Genomic DNA, 24,467 nt, shown 5'->3' on the forward strand with positions numbered 1-24,467 from the left:
GCAACTATCCATGATGCACACATTGAAGCGGCTGGTGGCCGTTACGGCCACCGTCGCCGCCATGAGTCCGTTCGCCGCCGGGGCACAGCAGACGCGGCCAAATATCCTCGTCATCTGGGGCGACGACATTGGCTGGGAGAACGTCAGCGCCTACGGCATGGGCGTGATGGGCTACACGACGCCGAACATCGACAGCATCGGCATGGAGGGCATCCGCTTTACCGACCAGTACGCGCAGCCGTCGTGCACGGCGGGCCGCGCGGCATTCATTACCGGCCAGTACCCGATCCGCTCGGGCATGACCACCGTCGGCCAACCGGGCGACAAACTTGGCTGGCAGGCAGCATCGCCCAGCCTTGGCGAAGTCATGAAGCAGGCCGGCTACCGCACGGGGTTCTTTGGAAAAAGCCATATGGGCGACCGGAACTCGCACCTGCCCACGGTCCACGGCTTCGACGAATTCTTTGGCAACCTCTACCACCTGAATACCGAGGAGCTTCCCGAGAACCACGACTACCAGGCCTATGCGAGCGGCTACCCCGGCGGTGGCAAGGCCTTCGCGCAGAAATTCGCACCGCGCGGCGTGCTGCACACCTACGCCACGGACAACGACGATCCGACCGACATGCCGCGCTTCGGTCCCGTCGGCAAGCAGAAGATCGAGGACACCGGCCCGCTTACGAAAAAGCGGATGGAAGATTTTGACGCCGCCGAGGTCATTCCCAAAGCCATCGACTTCATGCAGGGCGCAAAGCAGAAGGACAAGCCTTTCTTTGTCTGGCTCAACACCACCCGCATGCACCTCTATACCCACCTGAACGACAAGTGGCGGTACGCGGCAGCGAAGTACACGCATGAAGACGACATGCAAGGCAGCGGCATGCTGCAGCATGATCACGACATCGGCCTCGTGCTGGAATACCTCAAGCGCAGCGGCCTCGACAAGAACACCATCGTCTGGTACTCGACCGACAACGGGCCGGAGCATGTCTCGTGGCCGCACGGATCGACCACGCCGTTCCGCGGCGAAAAGATGACGACCTATGAAGGCGGCGTGCGCGTGGTCTCCATGCTGCGCTGGCCGGGCGTCATCAAGTCCGGCCAGATCAAGAACGGCATCCAGGCGCACCAGGACATGTTCACGACATTCGCCGCGATTGCCGGCGTGCCGGACGTCGCCGGGCAGATGAAGCGCGAGAAGAATCAGTACATCGACGGCGTCAACAACCTCGACTACTGGACGGGAAAGACCGCCGACAGTGCGCGCAAGGACTTCCTGTACTACTACGAGAACAAGCTCACGGCCGTGCGCATGGGCCCGTGGAAGCTGCACTTCTCGCTCAAGGAGGACTACTACGGCACGCTGCAGCCGCGCAGCGTCACGATGCTCTTCAACCTGCGCAGCGATCCGTTCGAAAGCTATGACAGCAAGGACGCCTACGGTCACCTGCTGCAAAAGGCCCAGTGGATCTCCGGCCCGATGAGTGAACTGATCGCCAGCCACCTCAAGACGCTGGCGGACTACCCACCGGTGCAGCCGGCCAAATCATTCGACCGTTCGAACATGGTCCAGGACTTTCTGCAGCAGCAACAGCAGCTCCGGCAGCGGCAGCAGCAACAGGCGGCGATCAGGGAGTAAGGCGTGATCCAGCGCAGAACAGCGACGCGGGCGCTTCTCGTGATCCTCGCAGGCAGCGCGGTTGCGGTTGGGACTGGCTATGCCCGCTGGGGCGTGAGTGGGGCCACGCGACCCGCGGCGCCTGCCATCACCGTTGGCGATGGTGTGAGCGGGCCCGCCGGGATGGCGCACATTCCCGGCGGCGAATTCCTGATGGGCAGCGACAGCAAGATGGCGCAGCCCAACGAGAAGCCCGCGCACAAGGTGCGGGTGCACGGGTTCTGGATGGACCGCCACCACGTCACCAACGCCAAATTCCGGGAATTCGTAAAGGCGAGCGGTTATGTCACGACGGCCGAACGCAAGCCCGAGTGGGAAACCCTGAGAGTCCAGCTGCCCGCCGGCACGCCGCGTCCGCCCGACAGTGCGCTGGTGCCGGGCGGCATGGTGTTCGTCGGCACGCCTCGCCCGGTACCGCTGCGGGACTACTCGCAATGGTGGCGCTACGTGCCAGGTGCCGATTGGCGCCATCCGGGCGGGCCCGGCACGTCGATCGACGGCAAGGATGACCATCCGGTTGTCCAGGTGTCGTTTGAAGATGCGCTGGCGTATGCGAAGTGGGTCGGCAAGCGTCTGCCGACAGAGGCCGAATGGGAGTTCGCCGCCCGTGGCGGGCTGGAGCAGGCGACCTATGCCTGGGGCGAGACGTTCGCGCCGGAAGGCCGGCAGATGGCCAACGTCTGGCAGGGGCAGCAGGCGCAGCCTTTCCCGGTCGCCAGCCCCAAGGCGGGCGGCGCGCTGGGCACCAGCCCGGTCGGCACCTTCCCCGAGAACGGCTACGGACTCTATGACATGACCGGAAACGCCTGGCAGTGGGTCGCCGACTGGTATCGGGCCGACCAGTTCCGGCAAGAAGCCGCCGCCGGCCGGCGCGTTGACGACCCGAAGGGGCCGGTCTCTTCCTGGGACCCGGACGATGCCGGCGCGCCCACCGATGCGCCCAAGCGCGTCACGCGCGGCGGCTCGTTCCTGTGCAACGAGGACTATTGCCTCAGCTACCGTCCCAGCGCGCGGCGGGGCATGGACCCATACAACAGCATGTCGCACCTCGGCTTCCGCCTGGTCATGGACGACAGCCGCTGGGCGGCAACACGCGGCCAGGCGCACCACGCCAAAGACCGCGTGCCGGCCAACAAGGAGCACCCATCATGAGCGACCGCGCTACGTTTCGACGCATGCAGGACAGCACCCGCGAGGACTGGGACATCATTCGCCCCCAGGCCGCGCATTTCTCGGCCGGGCTGGCCGATCGCGTGCTGGCCCACCTGAAGCAGTTGCAGGGCGACTACGGCGGCTTTCCCGTCGACCGCTACAGTCACTGCCTGCTGACGGCAACGCTGGCATTGAAAGACGGGCGCGATGAGGAGTACGTCGTCTGCGCGTTGCTGCACGACATCGGCGACACGCTCGGGTCGTTCAACCACCCCGAGGTGGCAGCGGCCATCCTGAGGCCGTTCGTCTGCGATGCCAATCACTGGATGATCGGGCATCACGGCATTTTCCAGGGCCATAACTTCTTCCACCACGTCGGACTCGACCGCAACCTGCGCGATCAGTTCAAGGACCACCCGTACTACGACCGCACCGTCGAGTTCATCGACCGGTACGACAGCCCGGCCTTCGACGACAGTGCGGAGATCTATCCGCTCACCGTATTCGAGCCGATGGTCCGGCGCCTGTTCGCCGCGCCGAAGCGTTCGCTCTACCGGCCGGCGGCCAGCGCGGCATAGCGGCATAGCGGCATAGCGGCCCGACTTCAAAACCAAAACAATTCCATACACAACGGAGGAGACAAATGACAGATACGCGCCCCATTGTCGACGTCAAGCGACTGATCGACGAAGAACGTTTTTCCCCTTACCAGTGGCTGATCCTGGCTGTGTGCTTCCTGACGATCGCCGTGGATACCTACGATGCATTCGCCGTCGGCTTCGTGGTGCCGGCGCTGATGCAGGAGTGGCACGTCGGCAAGGACGTGCTGGGCCCGGTGATGAGTGCCTCCATCTTCGGGATGGCCATTGGGGCGCTGCTGGCCGGACCGCTGTTCGATCGCACCACGCCGAAGACGGTCATGGTCTTCTCGATGCTGCTGTTCGGCATCTGCAGCCTCTGCAGCATTACGGCCACGTCGCCATTGTCGCTTGGCCTGTGGCGATTGCTCACGGGGATCGGCATCGGGGCCGCGGTGCCGGGGGCGACGACGCTGGTGTTCGAATATGCGCCGGCACGGCGCAGTGCGCTGACCGTCAACGCCATGGGTTGCGGCGGCATGCTCGGCGCCGCGCTGTGCGGTGTCACAGCGGGCGTACTGGTGCCGGGCTATGGGTGGAAAAGCCTGTTCGTGGCCGGAGCCGTGCTGCCTATCGTTCTGGCACTGGTCGTCCAGTTTTCTCTGCCCGAGCCGATGCGCTTCATGGTGATGCGCGACTGGCCTGCGCAGCGGATCGCGGCGGTCTTGCGGCGCATCGCGCCAGGGCGCGATTTCGACGGCGTGCGCTTCGTCTTTTCCGAGGAGCAGGCGACGGACCGCAAGTCAGGGATGGCGGCAATGCTGTCCAGGCCGCTGCGTACCGGCACCATCATGCTGTGGGTCACGTACTGCGTCGGAACGTTCTCCTACTATCTGCTGATGGGGTGGATGCCAACGCTGGTTCAGGAATCCGGCGCGTCACTGCGCGAAGCGACGCTTGCTACGAGTCTGCTGTCGCTGGGCGGCATCGTGGGCGCGTTCGGTGTCGGCTGGCTGATGGACCGATTCGAGCGGAATGCCGCCGTGGCGGCAGCCTTCGTCGTCGGCGGTGTGGCGGTGTGGCTGATCGGCCAGCAGTCCGCCGGCACGGCATTGTTGCCGGCCATTATCTTTATTGCGGGCATGGGCCTGAACGGCGCGATCTTTTCCATGGGTGGCCTTGCCGCGGCGTTCTACCCGACGAACGGGCGCTCCGCGGGAATTGCCTGGATGTACGGCATCGGCCGGATCGGCGGGATTCTCGGGCCCATTGCAGGCGGATTCCTGCTTCGCGCCAATTCCGGCACCGGCTTGTTCTATCTGATCGTGACGGGAGCCGTGCTGATGGCGGCTGCGGCGCTGTGGATCAAGCGCCGGGCCAGTGGCGGCCCGGCCGGCGTGAGTGCCATGGCGCCCGCGCAAAGCGGGTCGGAGGCAAGGTAGTGTCAGAGGGCGTTTGCCATGGCTGATGCCGCGCAAACGCCCGTCAGCGCACCCTGGGTCAGAGCGGCCGGAACGTGGGCATCGGCGGGCCGTTGTCCGTCGGCGTAAAGGTCAGCTCGACCCTCTGCCCGATATGCACGGTATCCAGATCGCAGTCGACGATACGCGTCATCATCGTCACGCCTTCGTCGAGCGTGACATAGGCCATGCAGAACGGCGTAGGCCCGGCACGGCGCGTGACGCTGTACGAATAGACCGTACCGCGGCCGGCCGAAGTCTTCCACGTAGTCTCACCCATGCAGAACGGGCACAACGTGCGCGGATACCAGTGCGGTTTGCCGCAGTCATTGCAGTGGCGCACCAGCAGGCGCCCTTCGCGGGCGGCCGTCCAGAACTCGGTGTTGTCCGGCAGCTCTTCAGGCGCCGTCAGGACTTGCGGGATAAAAGGAGTGCTCATGATGAGGTCTCGGTGATTCTGTATGGGACGCTGCGAGGCTTACTCGCGCTCGAGGATCAGGGTGGCGCTGCCATGGCGCGAGCCGAGCAAGCCGCCGGTGCCCTGCGCTACGGCCAGATCGCAGTTCTTCACCTGCACCGCCGGATGCGCTTCGCCACGCAGCTGTCGCACCGCTTCGATCACCTTGGTGATGCCGCCACGGTTGGCCGGGTGGTTGTTGCACAGGCCGCCGCCATCGGTATTGAACGGCAGCCTGCCGACGCCCGAGATCAGGTTGCCGTCCATCACAAACTTGCCGCCTTCGCCCTTCTTGCAGAAGCCGAGATCTTCGAGCTGCATCAGCACGGTGATCGTGAAGCTGTCGTAGATCGACGCGTACTTGATGTCGGCCGGCGTCACGCCGGCTTCGGCAAACGCGGCCGCGCCGGAGAACTTCGCGGCCGACCAGCTGAGGTCGACATGGCCGCCCATCTGGCCCTTCACGAATTCGCCGGCGCCGAGCACCTTGACCTTCGGGCGGTTCAGCTTGGCGGCGATTTCCGGACGCGCGACGATCAGCGCGCCGCCGCCGTCGGACACCACGCAGCAGTCGAGCTTGCGCAGCGGGTCCGAGATCATCGGCGAGTTCAGCACATCTTCGACCGTGACCACCTCTCGCAGCATCGCGTTCGGGTTGTGCTGCGCATGATGGGATGCGGCGACCTTGATCCATGCGAGCTGTTCGGCCGTGGTGCCGTACTCGTACATATGGCGCATGGCGACCATCGCATACGAGTTCACGGTGAGCGGGCTGAACGGTGCCTCGAACGGCTGGTCGGGCAGGTTGTTGCCCCAGTTGCGCGGCTTGGTGCCGCTGGAGCCTTCCGAACGCGGGCGGCCGGCCAGCGTGATCAGCGCCACGTTGCACTTGCCGGCGGCGATAGCCTGCGCGGCGTGGGCCACGTGCACCAGGTACGACGAGCCGCCGGTCTCGGTGGAATCGACATGGCGCAACTTGAGGCCGAGGTAGTCGACCATGTTGAGCACGCCGAGACCGGGCGCGTCGCCGGCGCAGAAGTAGCCGTCGACATCGGCCAGTGTGAGGCCCGCGTCTTGCAGTGCGCCCTTGGCGCTTTCCGCGTGCAGTTGTGCGACCGACTTGTCCGGTGCCTTGCGGGTGGGGTGTTCGTATGCCCCGACGATGTATGCCTTGCCTTTGATGCTCATGCGCGAACCCTCAGTTGGAAACGTTGTGCTGGCCGTCCGGAAGCTGGCCGTCCGGAAACGGCGTTCGCCGTGATCTTCCGGCAAGTGGGGGGCAATTTCCAATACAGGCTATGTATTGGCCGAAATACCGAAAGTATTTCCCGTGCGCTCCCGCGATCCGTAGCATCGACCCATCAGTTTCGAGGAGACACGCATGAATTCTGCGGTAACAGAACAGGCAGGGGGCGCAGCATGACGGGCCCGTTGCAAGGCATTCGCATCGTCGACATGACGACGGTCCTGATGGGGCCGTACGCGACGCAGATCCTTGGCGATCTTGGCGCGGATGTGATCAAGGTCGAACCGCCCACGGGCGACACCGTGCGTGACGTGGGCCCGCGCCGCAATGACGGCATGGCGGGCATTTTCCTGCACGTCAACCGCAGCAAGCGCAGCATCGTGCTTGACCTCAAGCAGACGGCGGGGCGCGAGGCGCTGCTGCGTCTGGTGGCGGATGCCGATGTGCTGATCTACAACGTGCGCCCGCAAGCGATGGCGCGCCTCAACCTTGGCTACGAAGAGATCGCCAAGGTCAATCCGCGCATCCTGTACGTGGGCGTCTACGGCTACGGGCAAGGCGGCCCTTATGCGGCCAAATCCGCCTATGACGACCTGATCCAGGGCGCGGTGGCGATTCCGTCGCTCGCCCATACCGCAGGCGCCGACATGCCGCGCTACGCGCCCAGCGCCATCGCGGACCGCATCGTCGGACTTGCTGCCGCGAACGCCGTCACGGCAGGCCTGCTGCACCGCGAGCGCACCGGCGAAGGCCAGTGCGTCGATGTGCCGATGTTCGAGACCATGGCGCAGTTTGTCCTGGGCGACCACATGGGCGGCCTGACGTTCGATCCGCCGATCGGCCCGAGCGGCTACGCGCGCATTCTCGATCACAACCGCCGCCCGCACCGCACGAAGGACGGCTATCTCTGCGTGCTGTTCTACAACGACAAGCAGTGGCGCAAGTTCTTCGAGCTGGTCGGCCAGCCTGACCTGATGGACCGCGATCCGCGTTTTGCCACCATCGGCGAACGGACCAAACACATCGACGCGCTATACCGCATGGTCGCCGAGGTGATGCCGACGCGCACCACCGCCGAATGGATCGAGGTGCTGGAAGCCGCCGATATGCCGGTGATGCAGCTCCACACCATCGACTCGCTGATGGCCGATCCGCATCTGCAATCCGTGGGTTTCTTCGACGTGGTGGAACACCCGACCGAAGGCGCGATCCGCTCGATGGCCATTCCGAGCGTGTGGTCCAAATCGTCGCCGCAGGTCTCGCGCCAGGCGCCACGCCTGGGCGAGCACAGTGCCGAGGTGCTGGCCGAAGCCGGCTACAGCGCGGCAGACATTCGCAAACTGGCGGAGTCGGGCGCCACCGTGCTTGCCCCCGAGACCCGGTAACCCGCCCAGATTCAGGAGTCCTGACTTGACCACAAACCTTGAATCCCTCCCGCTCGTCGCGATTCCGCCCGCAGACGAGGCACTGCGCGCGCCGATCCGCGCGTTCCTGCAGCAAAAGCTCGCCGATGTGCCGACGCATATCCGCGCGCGCACATGGATGGGCTATGACGCCGATTTCAGCCGCGCGCTGGCAAAGCAGGGCTGGCTCGGCCTGGCGCTGCCCGCCGAGTACGGTGGCGCGGGCCGCAGTGCCTTCGCCCGCTTCGTGCTGGTGGAGGAACTGATTGCCGCCGGCGCGCCGGTGTCGGCGCACTGGTTCGCTGACCGGCAAACCGCGCCGCTGATCCTGAAGTTCGGCACGCCCGCACAGCGCGAGTACTTCGTGCCGCGCATGGTACGCGGCGAGATCTTCATGTGCATCGGCATGAGCGAGCCCGATACGGGCTCCGATCTGTCCAGCGTGCGCACGCGTGCCGTGCGCACCGAGAAGGGCTGGCGCCTGAACGGCCGCAAGATCTGGACAACCAATGCCCACCGCACGCAGTACATGTGCGCACTGGTGCGCACCTCGGGCCAGCACGGCGACCGCCACAAGGGGCTGTCACAGGTGCTGATCGACCTGAGCCTGCCGGGCATCAGCTATCGCCCGATCAAGGACCTTGCCGGGGACGCGCACTTCTGCGAGGTGGTGTTCGAGGATGTCGACCTGCCTGCCGACGCGATCGTGGGCGAGGAAGGCTCGGGCTGGAAGCAGGTCACCGCGGAACTCGCATTCGAGCGCAGCGGCCCGGAACGCATCCTGACCAGCCAGCTCATCGCCGAGACGTGGCTGGCCGAAGTGCGTGCATCGGGTCTGGCGGTACCGGATTCTGTCAAGGCCATCGCGGGGCGAATTGCCGGACGCCTTGCGACGCTGCGTGCGATGTCGCTCGCCGTGGCGGACCTGCTCGACAAGGGCCAGAACCCCGAGACCGATGCCGCTTACGTGAAGGACCTCGGCACCGAGTTCGAGCAGACCGTGCCGGGCTGGATCGCCGAAGCCATGGAGCAGATGCCCGGCTTCGTTCCGTCCGAGGCGCTGCAACGCGCGCTTGCCTATATCACCCAGCTTTGCCCGAGCTTCTCGCTGCGCGGCGGTACGCGCCAGATCCTGCGCGGCATCATCGCCCGCCAGCTCGGCCTTCGCTGAATCCGGAGAGAGACACACCATGACCGATTCCCTGCAGGAAGGCTTTGAGCGCGCGCTCGCCGACCTCTGTACCGACGATGCCGTGCGCCGCAGCGAGGCGGGCGAGGGCGCTGCGCAGCAATGGGCTGCCATCGACGCGCTCGGCTACACCGACGCCCTCGTCCCGACGGAATGCGGCGGCGCCGGGCTGACGCTGGCCGACGCCTTCCCGCTGTTCCTTGCCGCGGGCCGTGCCGGCCTGAGCCATCCGTTCGCCGAAACGGCGATCGCCCGTGCCATGCTGGCCAAAGCCGGCCGTCAGAGCGGCGGCGAATGCATCGCCATTGCGCCCGCTGCTGCTGCCGGCGCCCGTATCGTGTGCCGCGACGTGCCGGGCGGCGCGGTGGCGGATCTCGTCCTGACGCGCGTGGGCAGCGAATGGCTGCTGCTGCCGGTCAGCGCCGCCACGCGCACGACGGGTATCTACCGTGCGAATGCATCTGCGTCGCTGCAATGGCAGTCGGCCGATGCCGCCGTGTTCCGCTTCCGCGACGATGACGCCGACATCCTCGCCATCTGCAACGCCGCGCACGCCGCCGGCATGGCCGGCGCCATGCAGCGCGTACTGAGCATGAGCGTCGGCTACGTGAACGACCGGCAGCAGTTCGGCCGCGCCATCAGCCAGTTCCAGGCCATGCAGCAGGAACTGAGCGTGATGGCGGAACAGGCCAGTTCGTCGGTATTCGCGGCACGTATCGGCTGTGCCGCCGCCGGCTATCTGCCCGATCCGCTGCGAGCCGCCACTGCCAAGCTGCGCGCATGCGAAGCCGGCGCGAGCGTGGCCGCCATTGCCCACGCCGTACATGGCGCCATTGGCATCACCGAGGAACTCGCGCTGGGCCTGTTCACGCGGCGGCTGCACGAATGGCGCAGCGTGGCTGGCAGCGAGACGTATTGCGCCACGCTGCTCGGCGATGCGCTGTTCGCACAGGACCAGGCATCGAGCCAGGTGATCCTCGACTTCGCGCGCAACCAGCTGGCCGTCCCGGCCTGAGGCAAGACATGCAAAACCCTGTGAAGGAATCCATCGTCATCGTCGGTGCGAAGCGCACCCCGATCGGCGCGTTCAACGGCTCCCTGGCGGCCCACAGCGCGCCGCAACTCGGCGCTGTTGCTATCCGTGCCGCGGTGGCGCAAGCCGGCGTCGATCCGGCGTCGGTCGATGAAGCGATCATGGGCCTGTGCCTGTTCGCGGGCGTCGGGCAGGCCCCGGCCCGACAGGCTGTGCTTGGCGCCGGTCTGCCGACGTCGACGCCGGCCACGACCCTGAGCAAGATGTGCGGCTCGGGCATGAAATCCGTGATGCTCGCGCATGACCTGCTGCTGGCCGGCACTTGCAACGTGGCGGTAGCGGGCGGCATGGAATCGATGAGCAATGCGCCGCACATCGTCCCGCGCGGCCGTCACGGCTATCGGCTCGGCCACGGACAGTTGCTCGACCACATGTATTGCGATGGCCTGGAGGACGCATACGAAGGCCACCTCATGGGCCACTACGCGGATCTGGCCGCCGAGGCGCGCGGCATCGGCCGCGAAGCGCAGGACGCCTATGCCCGCGAAAGCCTGCAGCGCGCGCAAGCCGCGGTGGCGGAAGGGCGCTTCCGCGACGAGATCGCGCCGGTCGCGCTGAAGCGCGGCGGCGAGCTGGTACAGGACGAGACGCCCGGCCAGTGCGACGCCGAGAAGCTGCCGAAGCTGAAGGCGGTGTTCCGTGCCGGCGGCACGGTGACGGCCGGCAATGCGTCGTCCATCTCCGACGGCGCTGCGGCGCTGGTGCTGATGCGAGAAAGCGACGCGCGCCGCCAGGGCCTGGCACCGCTGGCGCGCATCGTCGCGCATGCCACGCACGCGAATCCGCCGCAACAGTTCGCCGACGCGCCCGTGCTTGCAGCGCGCCGCGTGCTCGATAAGGCGGGCTGGACCGCGCGCGATGTGGACCTCTACGAGATCAACGAGGCCTTCGCCGTGGTGACGATGATCGCGCTCGACGAACTCGGCATCGGCCATGACCGCCTCAACGTGAACGGCGGCGCCTGCGCGCTCGGCCATCCGGTCGGCGCCACGGGCGCGCGGCTGCTGGTCACGCTGCTCCACGCGCTGAAGCAGCGCGGTGGCCAGCGCGGTCTCGCCAGCCTGTGCCTCGGCGGCGGCGAAGCCGTGGCGGTCGGTCTCGAATTGTGCTGAGGGGAGTGCGATGACTCTGCAATCCCGCATGGAAGGCGCCGTCGGCTGGCTGACGATGGACCGCCCGGCCGCCATGAACAGCCTGAACCGCGAGATGGCTGCGGCCATGACCGCGCAGCTCAAGGCCTGGCGCGACGATCCGCAAGTCCGCGCGGTGGTGCTGACCGGCAACGGCCGCGCGTTCTGCGCGGGCGCCGACCTCAAGGAAGTCGCCGAGCCGCCCGTCACCGGCGAACTCGATTTCCTCGACGTGGTGGTCGGCTTCGTCGACACGCTGCGCGCGTTTCCGAAGCCCGTCATCGCTGCCGTCAACGGGCTGGCGCTCGCAGGCGGGCTGGAAACCGTGATGGCCTGCGACCTTGTTCTCGCCGCCGAATCCGCGAAGCTCGGCGACGCGCACTCGAACTTCGGCGTCTTTCCCGGCGCGGGCGGCGCCGCGGTGTTGCCGCGCAAGGTGCCCGCCAACGTGGCGCGCTGGCTGCTGTTCACCGGCGCGACGTTCTCCGCCGCGCAGATGGAGCGGTACGGCCTGGTCAACGAGGTCGTGCCTGATGCCGAACTGCTGGCCCGCGCGCAGGCCGTGGCGGAACTGCTGGCCACGAAGAGCCCGCTGGTGTTGACGCGCATGAAACGCGTGGTGGCCGAAGCCGCCGACAAGTCGCTGGCCGACGCGTTGCGCCACGAACTGCTCGAACTGCGCAACCACCAGCGCTCCCATGACATGCGCGAAGGACTGCAAGCCTTCGCCGAAAAGCGGCAGCCGGCCTTCAAGGGCTGCTGACGCGACACGAGGAAACCGATGGACCTGTTCTACTCCGACGAACACAAAGCGTTCCGGCAGGAAGTGCGCGATTTCATCGGCGTCAACCTGCCCGACGACATGCGCGAGCGCCTGCGCGCGGGTGGCTTCGCCTCCAAGGCTGACACCGAACTCTGGCAGCGTGCGCTGAACCGGCGCGGCTGGGGCGCGCCCGCCTGGCCGACGGCCTTCGGCGGCGCGGGCTGGGACGCGGCGAAGCAGCAGATTTTTGCCGATGAATGCGCCGCCGCACCTGCGCCGCCCCCGCACATCTTCAACATCACGATGCTCGGGCCGGTGATCATCCACTTCGGCTCCGACGCCCAGCGCGAGTATTTCCTGCCGAAGCTGCTGAATGCCGATATCCAGGTGTGCCAGGGCTTCTCCGAGCCGGGCTCGGGTTCCGATCTGGCATCGCTGAAGACCTCTGCCGTGCGCGAAGGCGACGAGTACGTCGTCAACGGCCAGAAGATCTGGACCAGCCAGGCGCATTACTCCGACTGGGTGTTCGCGCTGGTACGCACCGATCCCGAAGCGGTGCGCAAGCAGGCAGGCATTTCGTTCCTGCTGATCGACCTGAAATCGCCGGGCATCACGGTGCGCCCGATCATCAGCATCGACGGCCGCCACAGCCTCAATGAAGTCTTCTTCGACAATGTGCGCGTGCCGGTGACCAACCTCGTCGGCGAGGAAAACAAGGGCTGGGACTACGCGAAGTTCCTGCTCGGACACGAGCGCGCGTACATTGCCGGCATCGGCCGCAACAAGGAACGCGTGGCATGCGCGAAGGCACTGCTCGCGAAGCTGGCGAGCGAAGGCCATGCTGAGCGCGAGCTGGCCGGCTGGCGCGGGCGCATCGCGCTGATCGAAGCCGATCTGCACGCGCTGGAAGTGACCCAGTTCCGCATGCACGGCGGCCACGCCGACATGAAGCTGTCGCCGATGCTGAAGGCACGCGGCAGCGAGATCTTCCAGGCTATTACCGATGTGATCTGCCGCATGAGCGGCCCGGCCGCGCTGCGTGCCGACGGCATCGGCGGCCCCACGCTGACCAAGTCCTACCTGTACTCGCGCGCCGTATCGATCTTCGGCGGCAGTACGGAGGTGCAGAAGAACATCCTGTCGGCCACTGTGCTGAGCCTGCCATGAACCTGCAATGGAACGACGTCCAGCAGCAACTGAAGGACAGCCTGTCCCGGCTGCTGGCGAATGAATACGACTTCGAACACCGGCAACGCTACGTTGCCGCGGCGGAAGGCCACGCGCCCGCGGTCTGGGAGAAGCTGACCGAACTTGGTGTGCCTGCTGCCGCGATTCCCGAAGCATGGGGCGGTTTTGGCGGCGATGCCGTGGACCATATGATGGTCTCGGAGGCACTTGGTCAACACCTGTCCCTGGAGCCGTACCACGGCACCGTGGTCATGGGCGCGACCGCACTGGCGCTGGCGGGTAGCGATGCGCAGAAGGCTGCCTTGCTGCCGCGCATCGCGGACGGCTCCGTTCAGGTGGCTTGGGCGCATGACGAGGCGGTGGCGGGGCGCGTTACCGTGCAAGCGGTTGGTGGCACGCTGACCGGCGCCAAGCCGTGCGTGCTGCACGGCGCATCGGCCGACTACCTGCTGGTGACGGCGAAGACCGCCGGTGATGGCGTCGGTCTCTTTCTCGTCGATGGCCGCGCGAGCGGCGTGCGCCGCGACGGCTACCGCCTGATCGACGGCACGCCGGTGGCGGATGTGCATCTCGAAGGCGCAGTGGCCGAGCCGCTGCCCGGTGCGACCGGCGAAGTCCTGTCGCGCATCCTGGCCATCGGCATCAGCGCGGCCTGCGCCGAGATGGTCGGCGCGATGGACGCCACCGTCGCACTGACCCTCGAATACCTGAAGACGCGCAAGCAGTTTGGCAAGTTCATCGGTTCGAACCAAGCGCTGCAGCATCGCGCAGTGGACATGCTCACGGCGCTGGAGCAGAGCCGCAGCCTGTCGCTCTCGCTGGCGCTCGCACTGGCCGGGCGCAACGACCTGGCCGGCGGCGACATGCAGGCGCATGCGGCCAAGGCCTATATCGGGCAGGCAGCGCGCCAGGTTACGCAGGAAGCGATCCAGATGCACGGCGGCATTGGCATGACCGAGGAGTATGCGGTGGGCCACTACCTGCGCCGCGTGCTCGTGCTCGACCGGCTGCACGGCGATATCCATTACCACACCCGCCGCCTCGAAGGCTGGCAGGACTGACGCTACACATTGCATGCCTTCCTACGCAGTCACGCGGGGAGGGAAGCCACTACGACCAAGGAGACCTTCCATGTCCGAAATCATGTCCCTCAAGGGGAAAGTCATTGTCATCACCGGCGCCGCGCAGGGCGTGGGCCGCGCCACGGCCGAACTGGCGCTGAATCTCGGTGCCAAGGTATGCGTCGTCGACTTGCAGCGCGAACCGCTGGAAGCCTTCGCCGCCGCCAATCCCGACCATGTGCAGGCCTATGTGGGCAGCGTGTCCGACCCTGACTTCGTCGCCGCTTCCATCGAACACGCCATCTCGCGCTTCGGCAAGCTGGACGGCCTGGTGAACTGCGCGGGCATCGTGCGTGCCGCGATGATCGAGAACATGACGCTGCAGACCTGGAACCAGGTCCTTGAATGCCACCTGACCGGTGCCTTCCTGTGGCTGCAGGCCGTGGGTTCGCATCTGGTCGAGCGCGCCAAGTCCGGCGAGCAGGTCAAGGGATCGATCGTCAATATCTCGTCGGAAGCGGGCCGCCGCGGCTCCATCGGCCAGATCAACTACGCGTCGGCCAAGGCCGGCATGCTGGGCATGACCATGAGCGCGGCACGCGAATGGGGCAAGTATGGCGTGCGCACCAACACCGTCTGCCTGGGCATGGTCGAGACGCCGATGACCGAAACCATCCGCAGCGAACGCTTCCGCGATACCTACCTCGCCCAGATTCCGATGGGCCGCTGGGCGCAGCCCGAAGAAGTGGCGGCTCCGATCGCGTTCCTGCTGTCGGACGCTGCCGGCTACGTGCTCGGCCAGCACCTCGGCGTGAATGGCGGTTTCCACCTGGCGAGCTGAAGCACTATGTCGTCGCGCAAGCTCTATACCCATGACCAGCTACGGCGCGCGCTGCACCCGCGCAGCATTGCCGTGGTTGGGGCGACGTCCAACGAGCGCTCCTTCGCCGGGCGCTCGATGGCGAACCTGAAGCAGTTCGAAGGCACGGTGCACCTGGTCAACCCGCGCTATGCGGAGGTGAATGGCCAGGTCTGCTATCCGTCGCTGTCGGCGCTGCCTGAAGTGCCGGACTGCGTGCTGATTGCCACCGCGCGTGACACGGTCGAGCCGATCGTGCAGGAATGCGCGCGGCTTGGCGTAGGTGGCGTCGTATTGTTCGCGTCGGGCTATGCCGAAACCGGCAATCCGGAGAAAGCGGCAGACCAGGCGCGGCTGACGGCGATTGCCCGCGAAGGCGGGGTTACGCTGCTGGGCCCGAACAGCATCGGCTATGCAAACTACGTGACCAACGCGCTGGTGTCGTTCACGCCGTTGCCCGCCCGTACCGGCGAGCTGCCGGCGCACGCCATCGGACTGGTGAGCCAGTCCGGCGCGCTGGCCTTTGCGCTGCAGCAGGCAGCCAACCACGGCACCGCGTTCAGCCATGTGTTCTCGTGCGGCAATGCGTGCGATATGGACGTCACCGACCAGATCGCGTACCTGGCCGGCGACCCCGCGTGCGCAGCGATTGCGTGCGTGTTCGAGGGCCTGTCGGATGCGAGCCGCATCGTGCGCGCGGCGGAGTTGTGTGCCGCCGCAGGCAAGCCGCTGGTCGTCTACAAGATGGCACGCGGCGCGCTCGGCGCCGCGGCGGCCATGTCACACACCGGCTCGATGGCCGGCTCGGATCGAGCCTATTCCACGGCGCTGCGCGAGGCTGGCGTGATCCAGGTGGATACGCTGGAGCAGCTGGTGCCGACCACCGTGTTCTTCGCCAAGGCGCCGGCGCCGGTTGCCACTGGCGTGGCGATCGTGTCCGGCTCGGGCGGTGCGGGCATCGTGGCGGCCGACGAGGCGGAACGGTTCAACGTGCCGCTGCCGCAACCAGCCGACGACACGCGTGCCATCCTCGAAGCGCATATCCCGGACTTCGGCGCGGCGCGCAATCCGTGCGACCTGACCGCGCAGGCCACGAACAACTTCGACTCGTTCATCCGCTGCGGCGATGCAGTATTCGCGGATGCGCAGTACGGCGCGGCTGTCGTGCCGCTGGTCGTGACCGGCGACGGCAATGGCCGCCGCTTCGAAGTGTTCAACGAGCTGGCGCTCAAGCACGGCAAGATGGCGTGCGGGCTATGGATGTCGAACTGGCTGGAAGGCCCCGACGCGCACGAGGCCGAAGCACTGCCCCGGCTCGCGCTGTTCCGCTCGGTGTCGCACTGCTTCGCCGCGCTGCGCGCGTGGCATGAGCATGAGGCGTGGCGCGTGAGCCGGCAGGCCGCGCGACCCGATCGTCTCACCAGTGCATCGGTCGCGACTGCCGCGCGCGAGCGCATTCTCTGCGCGCCGGCCGATACGCTGACCGAGCGCGAGGCCAAGGACGTACTGGCTGCATACGGCGTGCCGGTGGTCGGAGAAGCGCTGGCAACCAGCGAACAGGACGCCGTGCGTGCCGCTGAAGCGTGCGGCTATCCGGTGGTACTCAAGGTCGAAAGCCCGGCCATCCCGCACAAGTCCGAAGCCGGCGTGATCCGTCTTGGCCTCGAGAATGCCGAAGAAGTCGCTGCCGCCTGGCGCGACGTCATGGCCAATGCGCGCAAGGTCACCACCGACGACCGCATCAACGGCGTGCTCGTGCAAAGCCAGGTACCGGCAGGCGTGGAGATCCTGGTAGGGGCGCGCGTCGATCCGCATCTGGGCCCGTTGCTGATCGTCGGGCTTGGTGGCGTGATGGTCGAGCTGATGCAGGACACGGTGGCTGCGATCGCTCCTGTGTCGGCACAGAAGGCGCGAGACATGCTCGAGCAACTGCGCGGCGTGGCGCTGCTGAAGGGATTCCGCGGCGCCGCGGGTGTGGACATGTCACGGCTGGCGGAGGTCATCGCCGCGCTGTCCGAGTTCGCCCATGACCAGCGCGATGCGATAGAAGAGTTCGACGTCAATCCGCTGATCTGCACGGCCGACCGCATCGTCGCCGTGGACGCGCTGATCTCGCGGCGGCCGGTGAAGCGCTGATCCGTCAGGAAGCAGGCCGCGTGACGGCCTGCGCCAGCGCCACGAAGTTGCGTGTCGTGGCGATGCTGGTATCGCCCAGCGTCGCCAGCGCCAGCCCGAAGTTCAGCTTTTCCGGCAGGCCCGTCAGCGGAATCAGCCGCGTGCCGTTCCCCGCGTAGCCCGCCGCCGTGGCGGGCACCAGCGCCACGCCGAGTCCGCTTTCGACCAGCGCCAGCAGCGTCTGTACCTGGACGGCCTGCTGGGCGATGGGCGGGCGGATGCCGGCCTGATGGAAAGCCGACATCGTCATGGCATGCATGGCAGGGACGCGCGACTCGGAGTAGACGATGAATGGGGTTGTGCCCAGCTCGGAGAGGTCGATGCTCGGCCGCCCGGCCAGTGCCGAATCGGCGCTGACGGCCAGCACCAGAGGGTCCGGGCGCAGAAAGGTGATCTGCGCACTGGTCTGCGCCAGCACGGGGAAGCGCACGAGCGCCACGTCGAGCGAGTGTTCCTCGACCGCGCGCAGCAGATCGACGGTCGTCGACTCTTCGATCACAAGCTCGACGCGGGGATACTTGAGACGATAGGCACGGATCAGCTGCGGCATGACCGAGTAGACCGACGAGCCCACGAACCCCACGCGCAACGTACCCTGTTCGCCACATTCCCCCTCTCGGGCTGCGCGGCGGATTTCATCCGCGAAGAAGAGGGTGCTGCGCATCTGCCGCAGGACGACCTCGCCGGCGGACGTCAGCGACAAGCCGGACGGCTGGCGGTCGAACAGCGTGACGCCGAGTTCCTCTTCCAGTTTCCGGATGGCCGTGGAGAGCGGTGGCTGCGCCATGTGCAGTCGCTCCGCGGCCCGGTGGAAGTTGAGTGTCTCGCTCAGCACCAGGGCTTGCTTCATCTGGCGGAGATCCATCTCCGTACTCCATGGTTTGTATTACGTGTGGTGGTAGACTACTACGATTAGTCGGAATTAACAATCAGGGATTGTTCGGTCCGGGTCGGGAAGGGATGCGGGGCGGAAGTTGGTTCTGCGCCGAAACGCGGGGGGATTTGCTCTTGGCATGCGCCGCTGGTTTTGCTGGCGTGGCTGGTGGGGTTTTTGTAGTTGGGATTGGGGTGTCGTGCTTGGCTGGCGCCGCTGTTTCGCCGGCGTAGCCGGCGACCTACTCTTTTGTCCGAGCGACAAAAGAGTAGGCAGAAAAGCGCGTCGTTGCCGCTGGCCATCAATTCCGCGGCGGCAGTCGTTCAAACGGCTTTGGACGCCAGCGATGGTGGTCGGCCGTTCGACCCTGCTACGCCATGTGAGTCAGAACCTGTGCCTGGCGCGGCACGGCTTTTGGACGATCCCCAAGACGGACTCGGGTGCAGCGTTTCAACCAGGTCAGTGGTGGGACGCCTTCGGCTGCGCTGCGCGCACGTCGTCGTCTGGGGGCAAGCTCATCAGCGTCGCTGGCGCCCGAGTCCCCGTTCCCGTTCCTGTGTCCTGTCTCTACGCGCATGCATTGGCAGGCATCGTCACCGAGGCGTGGTTCGCCTTGGGCCTGTGTGCTCAGACTTGAGCTCTGCGCGTAGCGCAGCCGAAGGCGATCACACGATATCGCTCGCAGCAGGGGCCACGAACGCTTGCAGGGCTCGTTCAATCAGCGCTGTATTTCTACCCACGGTGGTGCCCCACGCGGCAGGCAGCGTAATTCACTCTGAAGCCCATACCCGTACAACACCCTTGGCACACTACGATAAAAATTCGCCCCTTTGGGGCAACCAAAACGTGTTTTTGGTTACTTTTGTCGCTCGGACAAAAGTGACTCGCCGGCTACGCCGGCGAAACAGCCGCGCCAGCGAAGAGCGATAACCCGCCCTCAACCAGCCCCCCCCCGGCTACGCCGGCGAAATGGCGGCGCCCGCCAAGAGCGATAACCCAGCCCGAACGACAAGCCCCCGCCGGCTACGCCGGCGAAATAGCAGCTCCTGCCAAGCCCGATAACCCCGAGAACATAAAGTCCCAGTTCCAACTACTTCGGCTGCATCCGAATCGCCCCATCCAGCCGGATCACCTCGCCATTGATCATTGGGTTCCCGATAATCGCTCCAGCCAGCTTCGCATACTCCGAAGGTCGCCCCAGGCGCGACGGGAACGGCACCATCTTGCCGAGCGCGTCGCGCACGGCTTCCGGCAGGCCGAGCAGCATCGGCGTTTCGAACAAGCCCGGCGCGATGGTCACGCAGCGCACACCATCGCGGGAGAGGTCCCGCGCAATGGCCAGCGTCATCGCGGCCACGCCGCCCTTGGAGGCCGCGTACGCTGCCTGTCCGATCTGTCCTTCGAACGCAGCCACCGACGCCGTGTTGACGATCACGCCGCGTTCGCCGTCGGCGTCCGGTGCGTTGTTCACCATGTGGGCCGCGGCCAGCCGGACCATGTTGAACGTGCCGATCAGGTTGATGCGGACGGTGCGCTCGAACGCTTCAAGCGGATGCGGACCATCCTTGCCCACGGTCTTGCAAGCCGGCGCGACGCCGGCGCAGTTGACCAGGCCGGCCAGACGGCCCAGCGCGGCAGCGGCGTTGACGGCCGCGGTGCCATCGGCCTCGCTGGCGACATCACAGCGGACGAAACGTGCGCCGATCTCGGCAGCCACTGCTTCGCCGGCCGCGCTGATGTCGGCAATGACCACCTTGCCGCCAGCCGCGGCCAGCATCCGGGCAGTGGCTTCGCCAAGTCCCGATGCGCCGCCGGTGACGATGAAGACGTTATCGCGAATCTCCATGACGTTCCTCAGCCCTTGATGCGTGAGAGGAAGCCATCCAGCGCGGCTTCATGTTCGGCGGTATGGTGCGCCAGCGCCTGGAACCCGGCCGACATTTCGAGGATGGTGTCGAGCCGCGCGTGCTGGGCTTCCTTGAGCAGCCGCTTGCACATGCGCAGCGCATGCCCCGGATTGGCGGCGATGCGATGGGCGAGTTCCAGCGCGGTCGGCAGCAGTTTGTCGTGCGGGACTACGCGCGAAACCAGTCCGTACTCGCGCGCCGTGGCGGCGTCGATGGTGTCGCCGGTGAAGCACAGTTCGGCCGCGCGCGATGCACCAATGGCCCGCGGCAGCAACCATGCGCCGCCGTCACCCGGGATCAGGCCCAGCTTCACGAACGTGGCGGCGAAGACAGCCTTCTCGGAAGCGATGCGGATGTCGCAGGTGCATGCGAGATCATTGCCGGCACCGAGCGCCGGGCCGTTCACGGCGGCGATGACGGGGACTTCGAGATTTGCCAGGGCGAGCGGCAGGCGCTGGATGCCTTCGCGGTAGGCGTAGCGCGCATTCACCGGCTCGCCGGAATCGCTGCCGAAGGTGGCGCGCAGCGTCTTCAGGTTGCCGCCGGACGAGAATGCAGTGCCGGCGCCCGTCAGCACGACGACGCGCACGGAATGGTCGCGGTTGAATGCGTCGCACATGGCGACCAGTGCATCGACGGCGTCGTTGTCGGAGACCGCGTTGCGGGTCTCCGGGCGGTTCATGGTGACGATGGCGACGTGGCCATCGCGGCGGATATCAAGAAAATTGCTCATGGTCTTTGGTCGTGGAAACAGGTTTGCCGGTATTCAGTCCCGGCCGGCTTTTTCGGCGAGCGCGCGCAATTCGGCAATCCGCGCGGCAGGCACCCAGCCTGCAAGCGTGTGGGCGTAATCGCGCACGTCGGGAGCGCGCGGCGCCGTGGGCAGCGCCGATGGCGTGCGGCTGAAGCGCGGGGCAGGGGCAGGCTGCACGATGCCGTCGATCTCGACGAAAGTCTCGCGTGCCTTCAGGTGGGCGTGCTGCGGCGCTTCCTCATAGCTGAGCACCGGCGCGAAGCACGCGTCGGTGCCTTCGAGCAGCGCACACCATTCGTCGCGCGAGCGAGTGCGGAACATTTCCGCCAGGCGCTCGCGCGACGCTTCCCAATTGGCTGGGTCGAGTTGTTCGCCGAGGCTGGCTGGATCGATGTCAAGGCGGGCCAGCAGGTCGCGATAGAAGCGCGCCTCGATCGGGCCCACCGAAATCCAGCTGCCGTCCTTGCACTGGTAGACGTTGTAGTAGTGTGCGCCCGAGTCGAGCACGTTGGTGCCGCGTTCCGGATTCCACTGGCCCGCGGCCACCAGGCCGAAGAACACGCTGCCGAGCGCGGCGGCGCCGTCCACGATGGCGGCGTCCACCACCTGTCCCTTGCCCGATTTGCCGGCTTCGATCAGCGCGGCGAGCACGCCAGCCACCAGGAACATGCCGCCGCCTGCGAAGTCGCCGAGATAGGCCGGCGGAATCGCGGGCGGCTGGCCGCGCTGGCCGATGGCATTGAGCGCGCCGGTCAGTGCGATGTAGTTCACGTCATGCCCCGCGGTGTGCGCGAGCGGACCCGTCTGGCCCCAGCCGGTGACGCGGCCATAGACCAGCTTCGGATTGCGCGCGAGACAGGCATCGGGGCCAAGCCCGAGCCGCTCCGTGACGCCCGGGCGGAAGCCCTCGATCAGCGCATCGGCCGACTCGACCAGATCCAGCACGGCGGCCACGGCCTGCGGGTCCTTCAGGTCCAGCGCGATCGACTTGCGTCCGCGCAGCATCAGGTCGAAACGGCGCTCGCGCTTCACACCGAGGTCGGTCTCGCCGGGCCGCTCGATGCGCAGCACTTCGGCACCCATGTCGGCCAGCATCATGCCGGCCAGCGGGCCCGGGCCAATGCCGGCCAGTTCGATGATCCGGACGCCTGCCAGCGGGCCTTTCTTCTGTTCTTGCATGTTCCCCTCTCGTGCTCTCGTTTTGCGCGCTTACTCGACCGGAATGGCTGCGCTCTTGACGATCTCGCGCGTGCGCGCGATCTCGGCGAGCTGGAACTTGCGCAGTTCGCGCGGGCTGCCAGGGTCCACGGTGCCGCCGAGGCCGGCGATGAATTTCACGCTGTCAGGTTGCTGCATGGCATTGCGCACCGCGTCGGACAGTGCTTTGACGATCTGGTCGGGCACTTTGGCCGGGGCGAAGACGCCGGTCCATGCCGTCACGTCGAAGCCGGGCGCACCACTTTCGGCCACGGTGGGCACTTGTGGCAGGTCCTTGAGCCGCTGCGAATCGGTCACGGCGAGCGGACGGATGCGGCCGGCGCGGATCAGCGGCAGGACCGAGCTGATCTCGCCAATCGCGTAGTCGACGTTGCCGGCAGCCACGTCCGTCATGGCGGGCGCGGTGCCCTTGTAGGCGATCGCATTGCCTTTCAGGTGGAAGCGTTCGTGGAACATCTCCGTGTAGACCTGGTAGCCCGCGCTTCCGCTCGCGTAGTTGAGCTTGCCGGGAGCCTGGCGGATCCCCTCAACGAGATCGCCGAGGCTCTTGAATCGGGAGGTCGACGGGACCACCACCACCATCGCAAAGCGGGCCAGGCGCTCCACTGGCACGAAGTCCTTCACCGGGTCGTACGGCAGGCTCTTGAACAGCGCCGCGTTGGTCACCATGGTCGAGTTGCTGCCGACGAACAGCGTGTAGCCATCAGGCGCGGCCGATGCCACGGCGCGGGCGCCAATGAACCCGTTCGCGCCGGGCCGGTTCTCGACCACGAACGGCTGCTGGAACGTCTCGCTCAGGCGCTGCGCGATAAAGCGCGCGGTGGAGTCCGCGCCGCTTCCGGGCGGCAACGAAACGATGATCTTGACCGGATGGGTCGGGTAAGCGGTCTGGGCCGCGGCCGGCAGTGTGAACAGTGCCAGCGACGCCAGCATGAGGCGCCGCCTCAACTCGTCGAATGCCATGGGGTCTCCTTGCTGTGGTGCCACGTTGTTGCCGGGCATTTGGGTGTGACCCGATGCTACGGAAGCGGCGGCAATCCGAAAAATACTTTTGGTATGTCGAGCAATACAGCGTTTGTATCGCGCGGGAACCTGCTCGGCCGAGGCAAGCGCAGCACGGTGCTCAAGCCCCGCGCCGCGCATGCCGCTGCGCTATTCGCGTGGGATATTGGCGGTCTTGACGATTTTCTGCGCGCGCTCGAACTCCGCGGCCTGAAAGGATTTCAGCTCGGCAGGTCCACCGGGATACACGACGCCGCTCATTGCGTCTATCACGGCAGTGGTCGACGGCTTCCTGAGCACGGCGTCCGCGGCTTGCGCCAGCGCGTCCACCAGCTTCGGCGGCATCTTCGCCGGACCATACAGTGCAATCCACCCGTCAAAGTCGAAGCCCGGAGCACCCCCTTCGGCCACAGTGGGCACGTCGGGAAGCTCTTTCAGCCGGCGTGAGCCGGTAGTGGCCAGTATCCGGACCTTGCCGCTGCGCACGAGCGGCAGTACGGCATTGATCTCGCCTATCGAATAGTCCACGTTGCCGGCGGCCAGGTCGGTGATGGCGGGCGTGGTGCCCTTGTACGGGATGGCGTTTGCCTTGACGTGGTGCTGCTCGTTGACCAGTTCGAGCACGACGCGATACGTCGCGGACCCGCTTGCGTAAGTCAGCTTGCCCGGCGCGGCGCGGCCTGCGGCCATCAGGCTTTCCAGCGTCTTGTGCGGCGACGTGGACGGGACCACGATGACCAGCGGCAGCCGCACGAGCCGGGCGATCGGCGTGTAGTCATTGACGGGATCGTAGGGCAGGTTGAGGAACACGGCCGGATTCGTCACCATCGGCGAATTCGAGCTGAGCCACAGCGTGTAGCCGTCCGGCGTCGAGCCCGACACTGCCTTCGCGGCGATGAAGCTGTTGCCGCCGGGACGGTTCTCGACCACGAACGGTTGCCGGAATCGCTCCGACAGTTCCTTGGCGATGTATCGTGCCGTGGTGTCGAGGCCGCCACCGGGCGGCATGGCGACGATCAGCTTGACCGGACGGTTCGGGTAGTCGCTGTCGGCCGTCGCTGCCGTGGCCGGTTGCGTAGCCGCCAGTCCTGCGCAGATCAGCAGCGAAGTTGCCGTCCAGCGCCGTGCAATGCATCTCCAATCCATGTGTCTCCTCAGCCTTCTTTTCGTGGTGATCGCCCGCGCCGTCGAGGGCGCGGCCGGCCAATGCTAAGACAGGCGAATCGGCATCGGAAATACATTCGCTGTCTCGCCCGATATAGCGCGTGTATCTGCTGCCA

The 24,467-nt window shown here is 66.4% G+C and carries 21 protein-coding genes; 13 read left to right on the forward strand and 8 right to left on the reverse strand.

Going from position 1 to position 24,467, the window contains the following annotated elements; all coding sequences use genetic code 11:
- The first annotated feature begins 10 nt into the window (after positions 1–10).
- From KHO41_RS08795 to KHO41_RS08810, 4 genes are all read left to right on the forward strand, one after another.
- Complete coding sequence (locus KHO41_RS08795) at positions 11–1,639, forward strand: arylsulfatase (protein WP_211952891.1); 1,629 nt, start codon at positions 11–13, stop codon at positions 1,637–1,639.
- A 3-nt stretch (positions 1,640–1,642) separates the two neighbouring features.
- The gene (locus KHO41_RS08800) at positions 1,643–2,830 is read left to right on the forward strand and encodes a formylglycine-generating enzyme family protein (RefSeq protein ID WP_211952892.1); all 1,188 of its coding nucleotides are present in this window, start codon (positions 1,643–1,645) and stop codon (positions 2,828–2,830) included.
- Positions 2,827–3,408: an HD domain-containing protein gene (locus tag KHO41_RS08805; RefSeq protein ID WP_211952893.1), complete on the forward strand. Its 582-nt coding sequence runs from the start codon at positions 2,827–2,829 to the stop codon at positions 3,406–3,408. Before KHO41_RS08800 ends, KHO41_RS08805 begins: the two co-directional genes overlap by 4 nt.
- 65 nt (positions 3,409–3,473) lie before the next feature.
- Complete coding sequence (locus KHO41_RS08810) at positions 3,474–4,850, forward strand: MFS transporter (protein ID WP_211952894.1); 1,377 nt, start codon at positions 3,474–3,476, stop codon at positions 4,848–4,850.
- A gap of 58 nt (positions 4,851–4,908) precedes the next feature.
- Here the strand turns inward: KHO41_RS08810 and KHO41_RS08815 are convergent, their stop codons facing one another.
- Entirely contained in the window at positions 4,909–5,307 is a 399-nt protein-coding gene (locus tag KHO41_RS08815; protein ID WP_211952895.1) for a Zn-ribbon domain-containing OB-fold protein, read from the reverse strand.
- A 39-nt stretch (positions 5,308–5,346) separates the two neighbouring features.
- Positions 5,347–6,513 carry a thiolase domain-containing protein gene (locus KHO41_RS08820; RefSeq protein ID WP_211952896.1) on the reverse strand — a complete coding sequence of 389 codons (1,167 nt, stop codon included), beginning with the start codon at positions 6,511–6,513 and terminating at the stop codon, positions 5,347–5,349.
- Positions 6,514–6,744: 231 nt separating this feature from the next.
- Here KHO41_RS08820 and KHO41_RS08825 point away from each other — a divergent pair, with 231 nt between their 5' ends.
- From KHO41_RS08825 to KHO41_RS08865, 9 genes are all read left to right on the forward strand, one after another.
- The gene (locus tag KHO41_RS08825) at positions 6,745–7,956 is read left to right on the forward strand and encodes a CaiB/BaiF CoA transferase family protein (protein ID WP_211952897.1); all 1,212 of its coding nucleotides are present in this window, start codon (positions 6,745–6,747) and stop codon (positions 7,954–7,956) included.
- Positions 7,957–7,981: 25 nt separating this feature from the next.
- Positions 7,982–9,145 carry an acyl-CoA dehydrogenase family protein gene (locus KHO41_RS08830; protein ID WP_211952898.1) on the forward strand — a complete coding sequence of 388 codons (1,164 nt, stop codon included), beginning with the start codon at positions 7,982–7,984 and terminating at the stop codon, positions 9,143–9,145.
- Between the two features lie 19 nt (positions 9,146–9,164).
- The gene (locus KHO41_RS08835; protein WP_211952899.1) at positions 9,165–10,178 is read left to right on the forward strand and encodes an acyl-CoA dehydrogenase family protein; all 1,014 of its coding nucleotides are present in this window, start codon (positions 9,165–9,167) and stop codon (positions 10,176–10,178) included.
- 8 nt (positions 10,179–10,186) lie between these two features.
- On the forward strand, positions 10,187–11,368 hold the full coding sequence (locus KHO41_RS08840) for a thiolase family protein (protein ID WP_211952900.1): 1,182 nt from the start codon (positions 10,187–10,189) through the stop codon (positions 11,366–11,368).
- A 10-nt stretch (positions 11,369–11,378) separates the two neighbouring features.
- Entirely contained in the window at positions 11,379–12,149 is a 771-nt protein-coding gene (locus tag KHO41_RS08845) for an enoyl-CoA hydratase/isomerase family protein (protein WP_211952901.1), read from the forward strand.
- 18 nt (positions 12,150–12,167) lie between these two features.
- Positions 12,168–13,316: an acyl-CoA dehydrogenase family protein gene (locus KHO41_RS08850; protein WP_211952902.1), complete on the forward strand. Its 1,149-nt coding sequence runs from the start codon at positions 12,168–12,170 to the stop codon at positions 13,314–13,316.
- Positions 13,313–14,398: an acyl-CoA dehydrogenase family protein gene (locus KHO41_RS08855; protein ID WP_211952903.1), complete on the forward strand. Its 1,086-nt coding sequence runs from the start codon at positions 13,313–13,315 to the stop codon at positions 14,396–14,398. The genes KHO41_RS08850 and KHO41_RS08855 overlap by 4 nt, the downstream gene beginning before the upstream one ends.
- A 70-nt stretch (positions 14,399–14,468) precedes the next feature.
- Positions 14,469–15,239, forward strand: coding sequence for an SDR family NAD(P)-dependent oxidoreductase (locus KHO41_RS08860; RefSeq protein ID WP_211952904.1), 771 nt, complete (start codon positions 14,469–14,471; stop codon positions 15,237–15,239).
- Between the two features lie 6 nt (positions 15,240–15,245).
- Positions 15,246–17,393 (forward strand): acetate--CoA ligase family protein, encoded by a 2,148-nt coding sequence (locus tag KHO41_RS08865; RefSeq protein ID WP_211952905.1) that lies wholly within the window; start codon positions 15,246–15,248, stop codon positions 17,391–17,393.
- 4 nt (positions 17,394–17,397) lie between these two features.
- Here the strand turns inward: KHO41_RS08865 and KHO41_RS08870 are convergent, their stop codons facing one another.
- From KHO41_RS08870 to KHO41_RS08895, 6 genes are all read right to left on the reverse strand, one after another.
- Positions 17,398–18,297 (reverse strand): LysR family transcriptional regulator, encoded by a 900-nt coding sequence (locus KHO41_RS08870; protein ID WP_211952906.1) that lies wholly within the window; start codon positions 18,295–18,297, stop codon positions 17,398–17,400.
- 1,099 nt (positions 18,298–19,396) lie between these two features.
- Positions 19,397–20,152, reverse strand: coding sequence for an SDR family NAD(P)-dependent oxidoreductase (locus KHO41_RS08875; protein ID WP_211952907.1), 756 nt, complete (start codon positions 20,150–20,152; stop codon positions 19,397–19,399).
- An 8-nt stretch (positions 20,153–20,160) separates the two neighbouring features.
- Positions 20,161–20,946, reverse strand: a complete 786-nt coding sequence (locus tag KHO41_RS08880) for a crotonase/enoyl-CoA hydratase family protein (protein ID WP_211952908.1) — start codon at positions 20,944–20,946, stop codon at positions 20,161–20,163.
- Between the two features lie 33 nt (positions 20,947–20,979).
- Positions 20,980–22,146 carry a CaiB/BaiF CoA transferase family protein gene (locus tag KHO41_RS08885; protein ID WP_211952909.1) on the reverse strand — a complete coding sequence of 389 codons (1,167 nt, stop codon included), beginning with the start codon at positions 22,144–22,146 and terminating at the stop codon, positions 20,980–20,982.
- Positions 22,147–22,176: 30 nt separating this feature from the next.
- A complete protein-coding gene (locus KHO41_RS08890) occupies positions 22,177–23,148 on the reverse strand; it encodes a Bug family tripartite tricarboxylate transporter substrate binding protein (protein WP_211952910.1) in 972 nt (323 codons plus the stop codon).
- Positions 23,149–23,337: 189 nt separating this feature from the next.
- The gene (locus tag KHO41_RS08895) at positions 23,338–24,333 is read right to left on the reverse strand and encodes a Bug family tripartite tricarboxylate transporter substrate binding protein (protein ID WP_211952911.1); all 996 of its coding nucleotides are present in this window, start codon (positions 24,331–24,333) and stop codon (positions 23,338–23,340) included.
- Positions 24,334–24,467: the final 134 nt, after the last annotated feature.

It is taken from the genome of Cupriavidus numazuensis, from assembly GCF_905397435.1.
Classification (GTDB): domain Bacteria; phylum Pseudomonadota; class Gammaproteobacteria; order Burkholderiales; family Burkholderiaceae; genus Cupriavidus; species Cupriavidus numazuensis.

Excerpts from the sequence above, each read along its gene's own strand:
- KHO41_RS08795 (WP_211952891.1), top strand. The coding sequence starts at position 11 with ATGATGCACACATTGAAGCGGCTGGTGGCCGTTACGGCCACCGTCGCC.
- KHO41_RS08805 (WP_211952893.1), top strand. The coding sequence starts at position 2,827 with ATGAGCGACCGCGCTACGTTTCGACGCATGCAGGACAGCACCCGCGAG.
- KHO41_RS08810 (WP_211952894.1), top strand. The coding sequence starts at position 3,474 with ATGACAGATACGCGCCCCATTGTCGACGTCAAGCGACTGATCGACGAA.
- KHO41_RS08815 (WP_211952895.1), bottom strand. The coding sequence starts at position 5,307 with ATGAGCACTCCTTTTATCCCGCAAGTCCTGACGGCGCCTGAAGAGCTG.
- KHO41_RS08820 (WP_211952896.1), bottom strand. The coding sequence starts at position 6,513 with ATGAGCATCAAAGGCAAGGCATACATCGTCGGGGCATACGAACACCCC.
- KHO41_RS08825 (WP_211952897.1), top strand. The coding sequence starts at position 6,745 with ATGACGGGCCCGTTGCAAGGCATTCGCATCGTCGACATGACGACGGTC.
- KHO41_RS08835 (WP_211952899.1), top strand. The coding sequence starts at position 9,165 with ATGACCGATTCCCTGCAGGAAGGCTTTGAGCGCGCGCTCGCCGACCTC.
- KHO41_RS08840 (WP_211952900.1), top strand. The coding sequence starts at position 10,187 with ATGCAAAACCCTGTGAAGGAATCCATCGTCATCGTCGGTGCGAAGCGC.
- KHO41_RS08845 (WP_211952901.1), top strand. The coding sequence starts at position 11,379 with ATGACTCTGCAATCCCGCATGGAAGGCGCCGTCGGCTGGCTGACGATG.
- KHO41_RS08850 (WP_211952902.1), top strand. The coding sequence starts at position 12,168 with ATGGACCTGTTCTACTCCGACGAACACAAAGCGTTCCGGCAGGAAGTG.
- KHO41_RS08855 (WP_211952903.1), top strand. The coding sequence starts at position 13,313 with ATGAACCTGCAATGGAACGACGTCCAGCAGCAACTGAAGGACAGCCTG.
- KHO41_RS08860 (WP_211952904.1), top strand. The coding sequence starts at position 14,469 with ATGTCCGAAATCATGTCCCTCAAGGGGAAAGTCATTGTCATCACCGGC.
- KHO41_RS08865 (WP_211952905.1), top strand. The coding sequence starts at position 15,246 with ATGTCGTCGCGCAAGCTCTATACCCATGACCAGCTACGGCGCGCGCTG.
- KHO41_RS08870 (WP_211952906.1), bottom strand. The coding sequence starts at position 18,297 with ATGGATCTCCGCCAGATGAAGCAAGCCCTGGTGCTGAGCGAGACACTC.
- KHO41_RS08875 (WP_211952907.1), bottom strand. The coding sequence starts at position 20,152 with ATGGAGATTCGCGATAACGTCTTCATCGTCACCGGCGGCGCATCGGGA.
- KHO41_RS08880 (WP_211952908.1), bottom strand. The coding sequence starts at position 20,946 with ATGAGCAATTTTCTTGATATCCGCCGCGATGGCCACGTCGCCATCGTC.
- KHO41_RS08885 (WP_211952909.1), bottom strand. The coding sequence starts at position 22,146 with ATGCAAGAACAGAAGAAAGGCCCGCTGGCAGGCGTCCGGATCATCGAA.
- KHO41_RS08890 (WP_211952910.1), bottom strand. The coding sequence starts at position 23,148 with ATGGCATTCGACGAGTTGAGGCGGCGCCTCATGCTGGCGTCGCTGGCA.
- KHO41_RS08895 (WP_211952911.1), bottom strand. The coding sequence starts at position 24,333 with ATGGATTGGAGATGCATTGCACGGCGCTGGACGGCAACTTCGCTGCTG.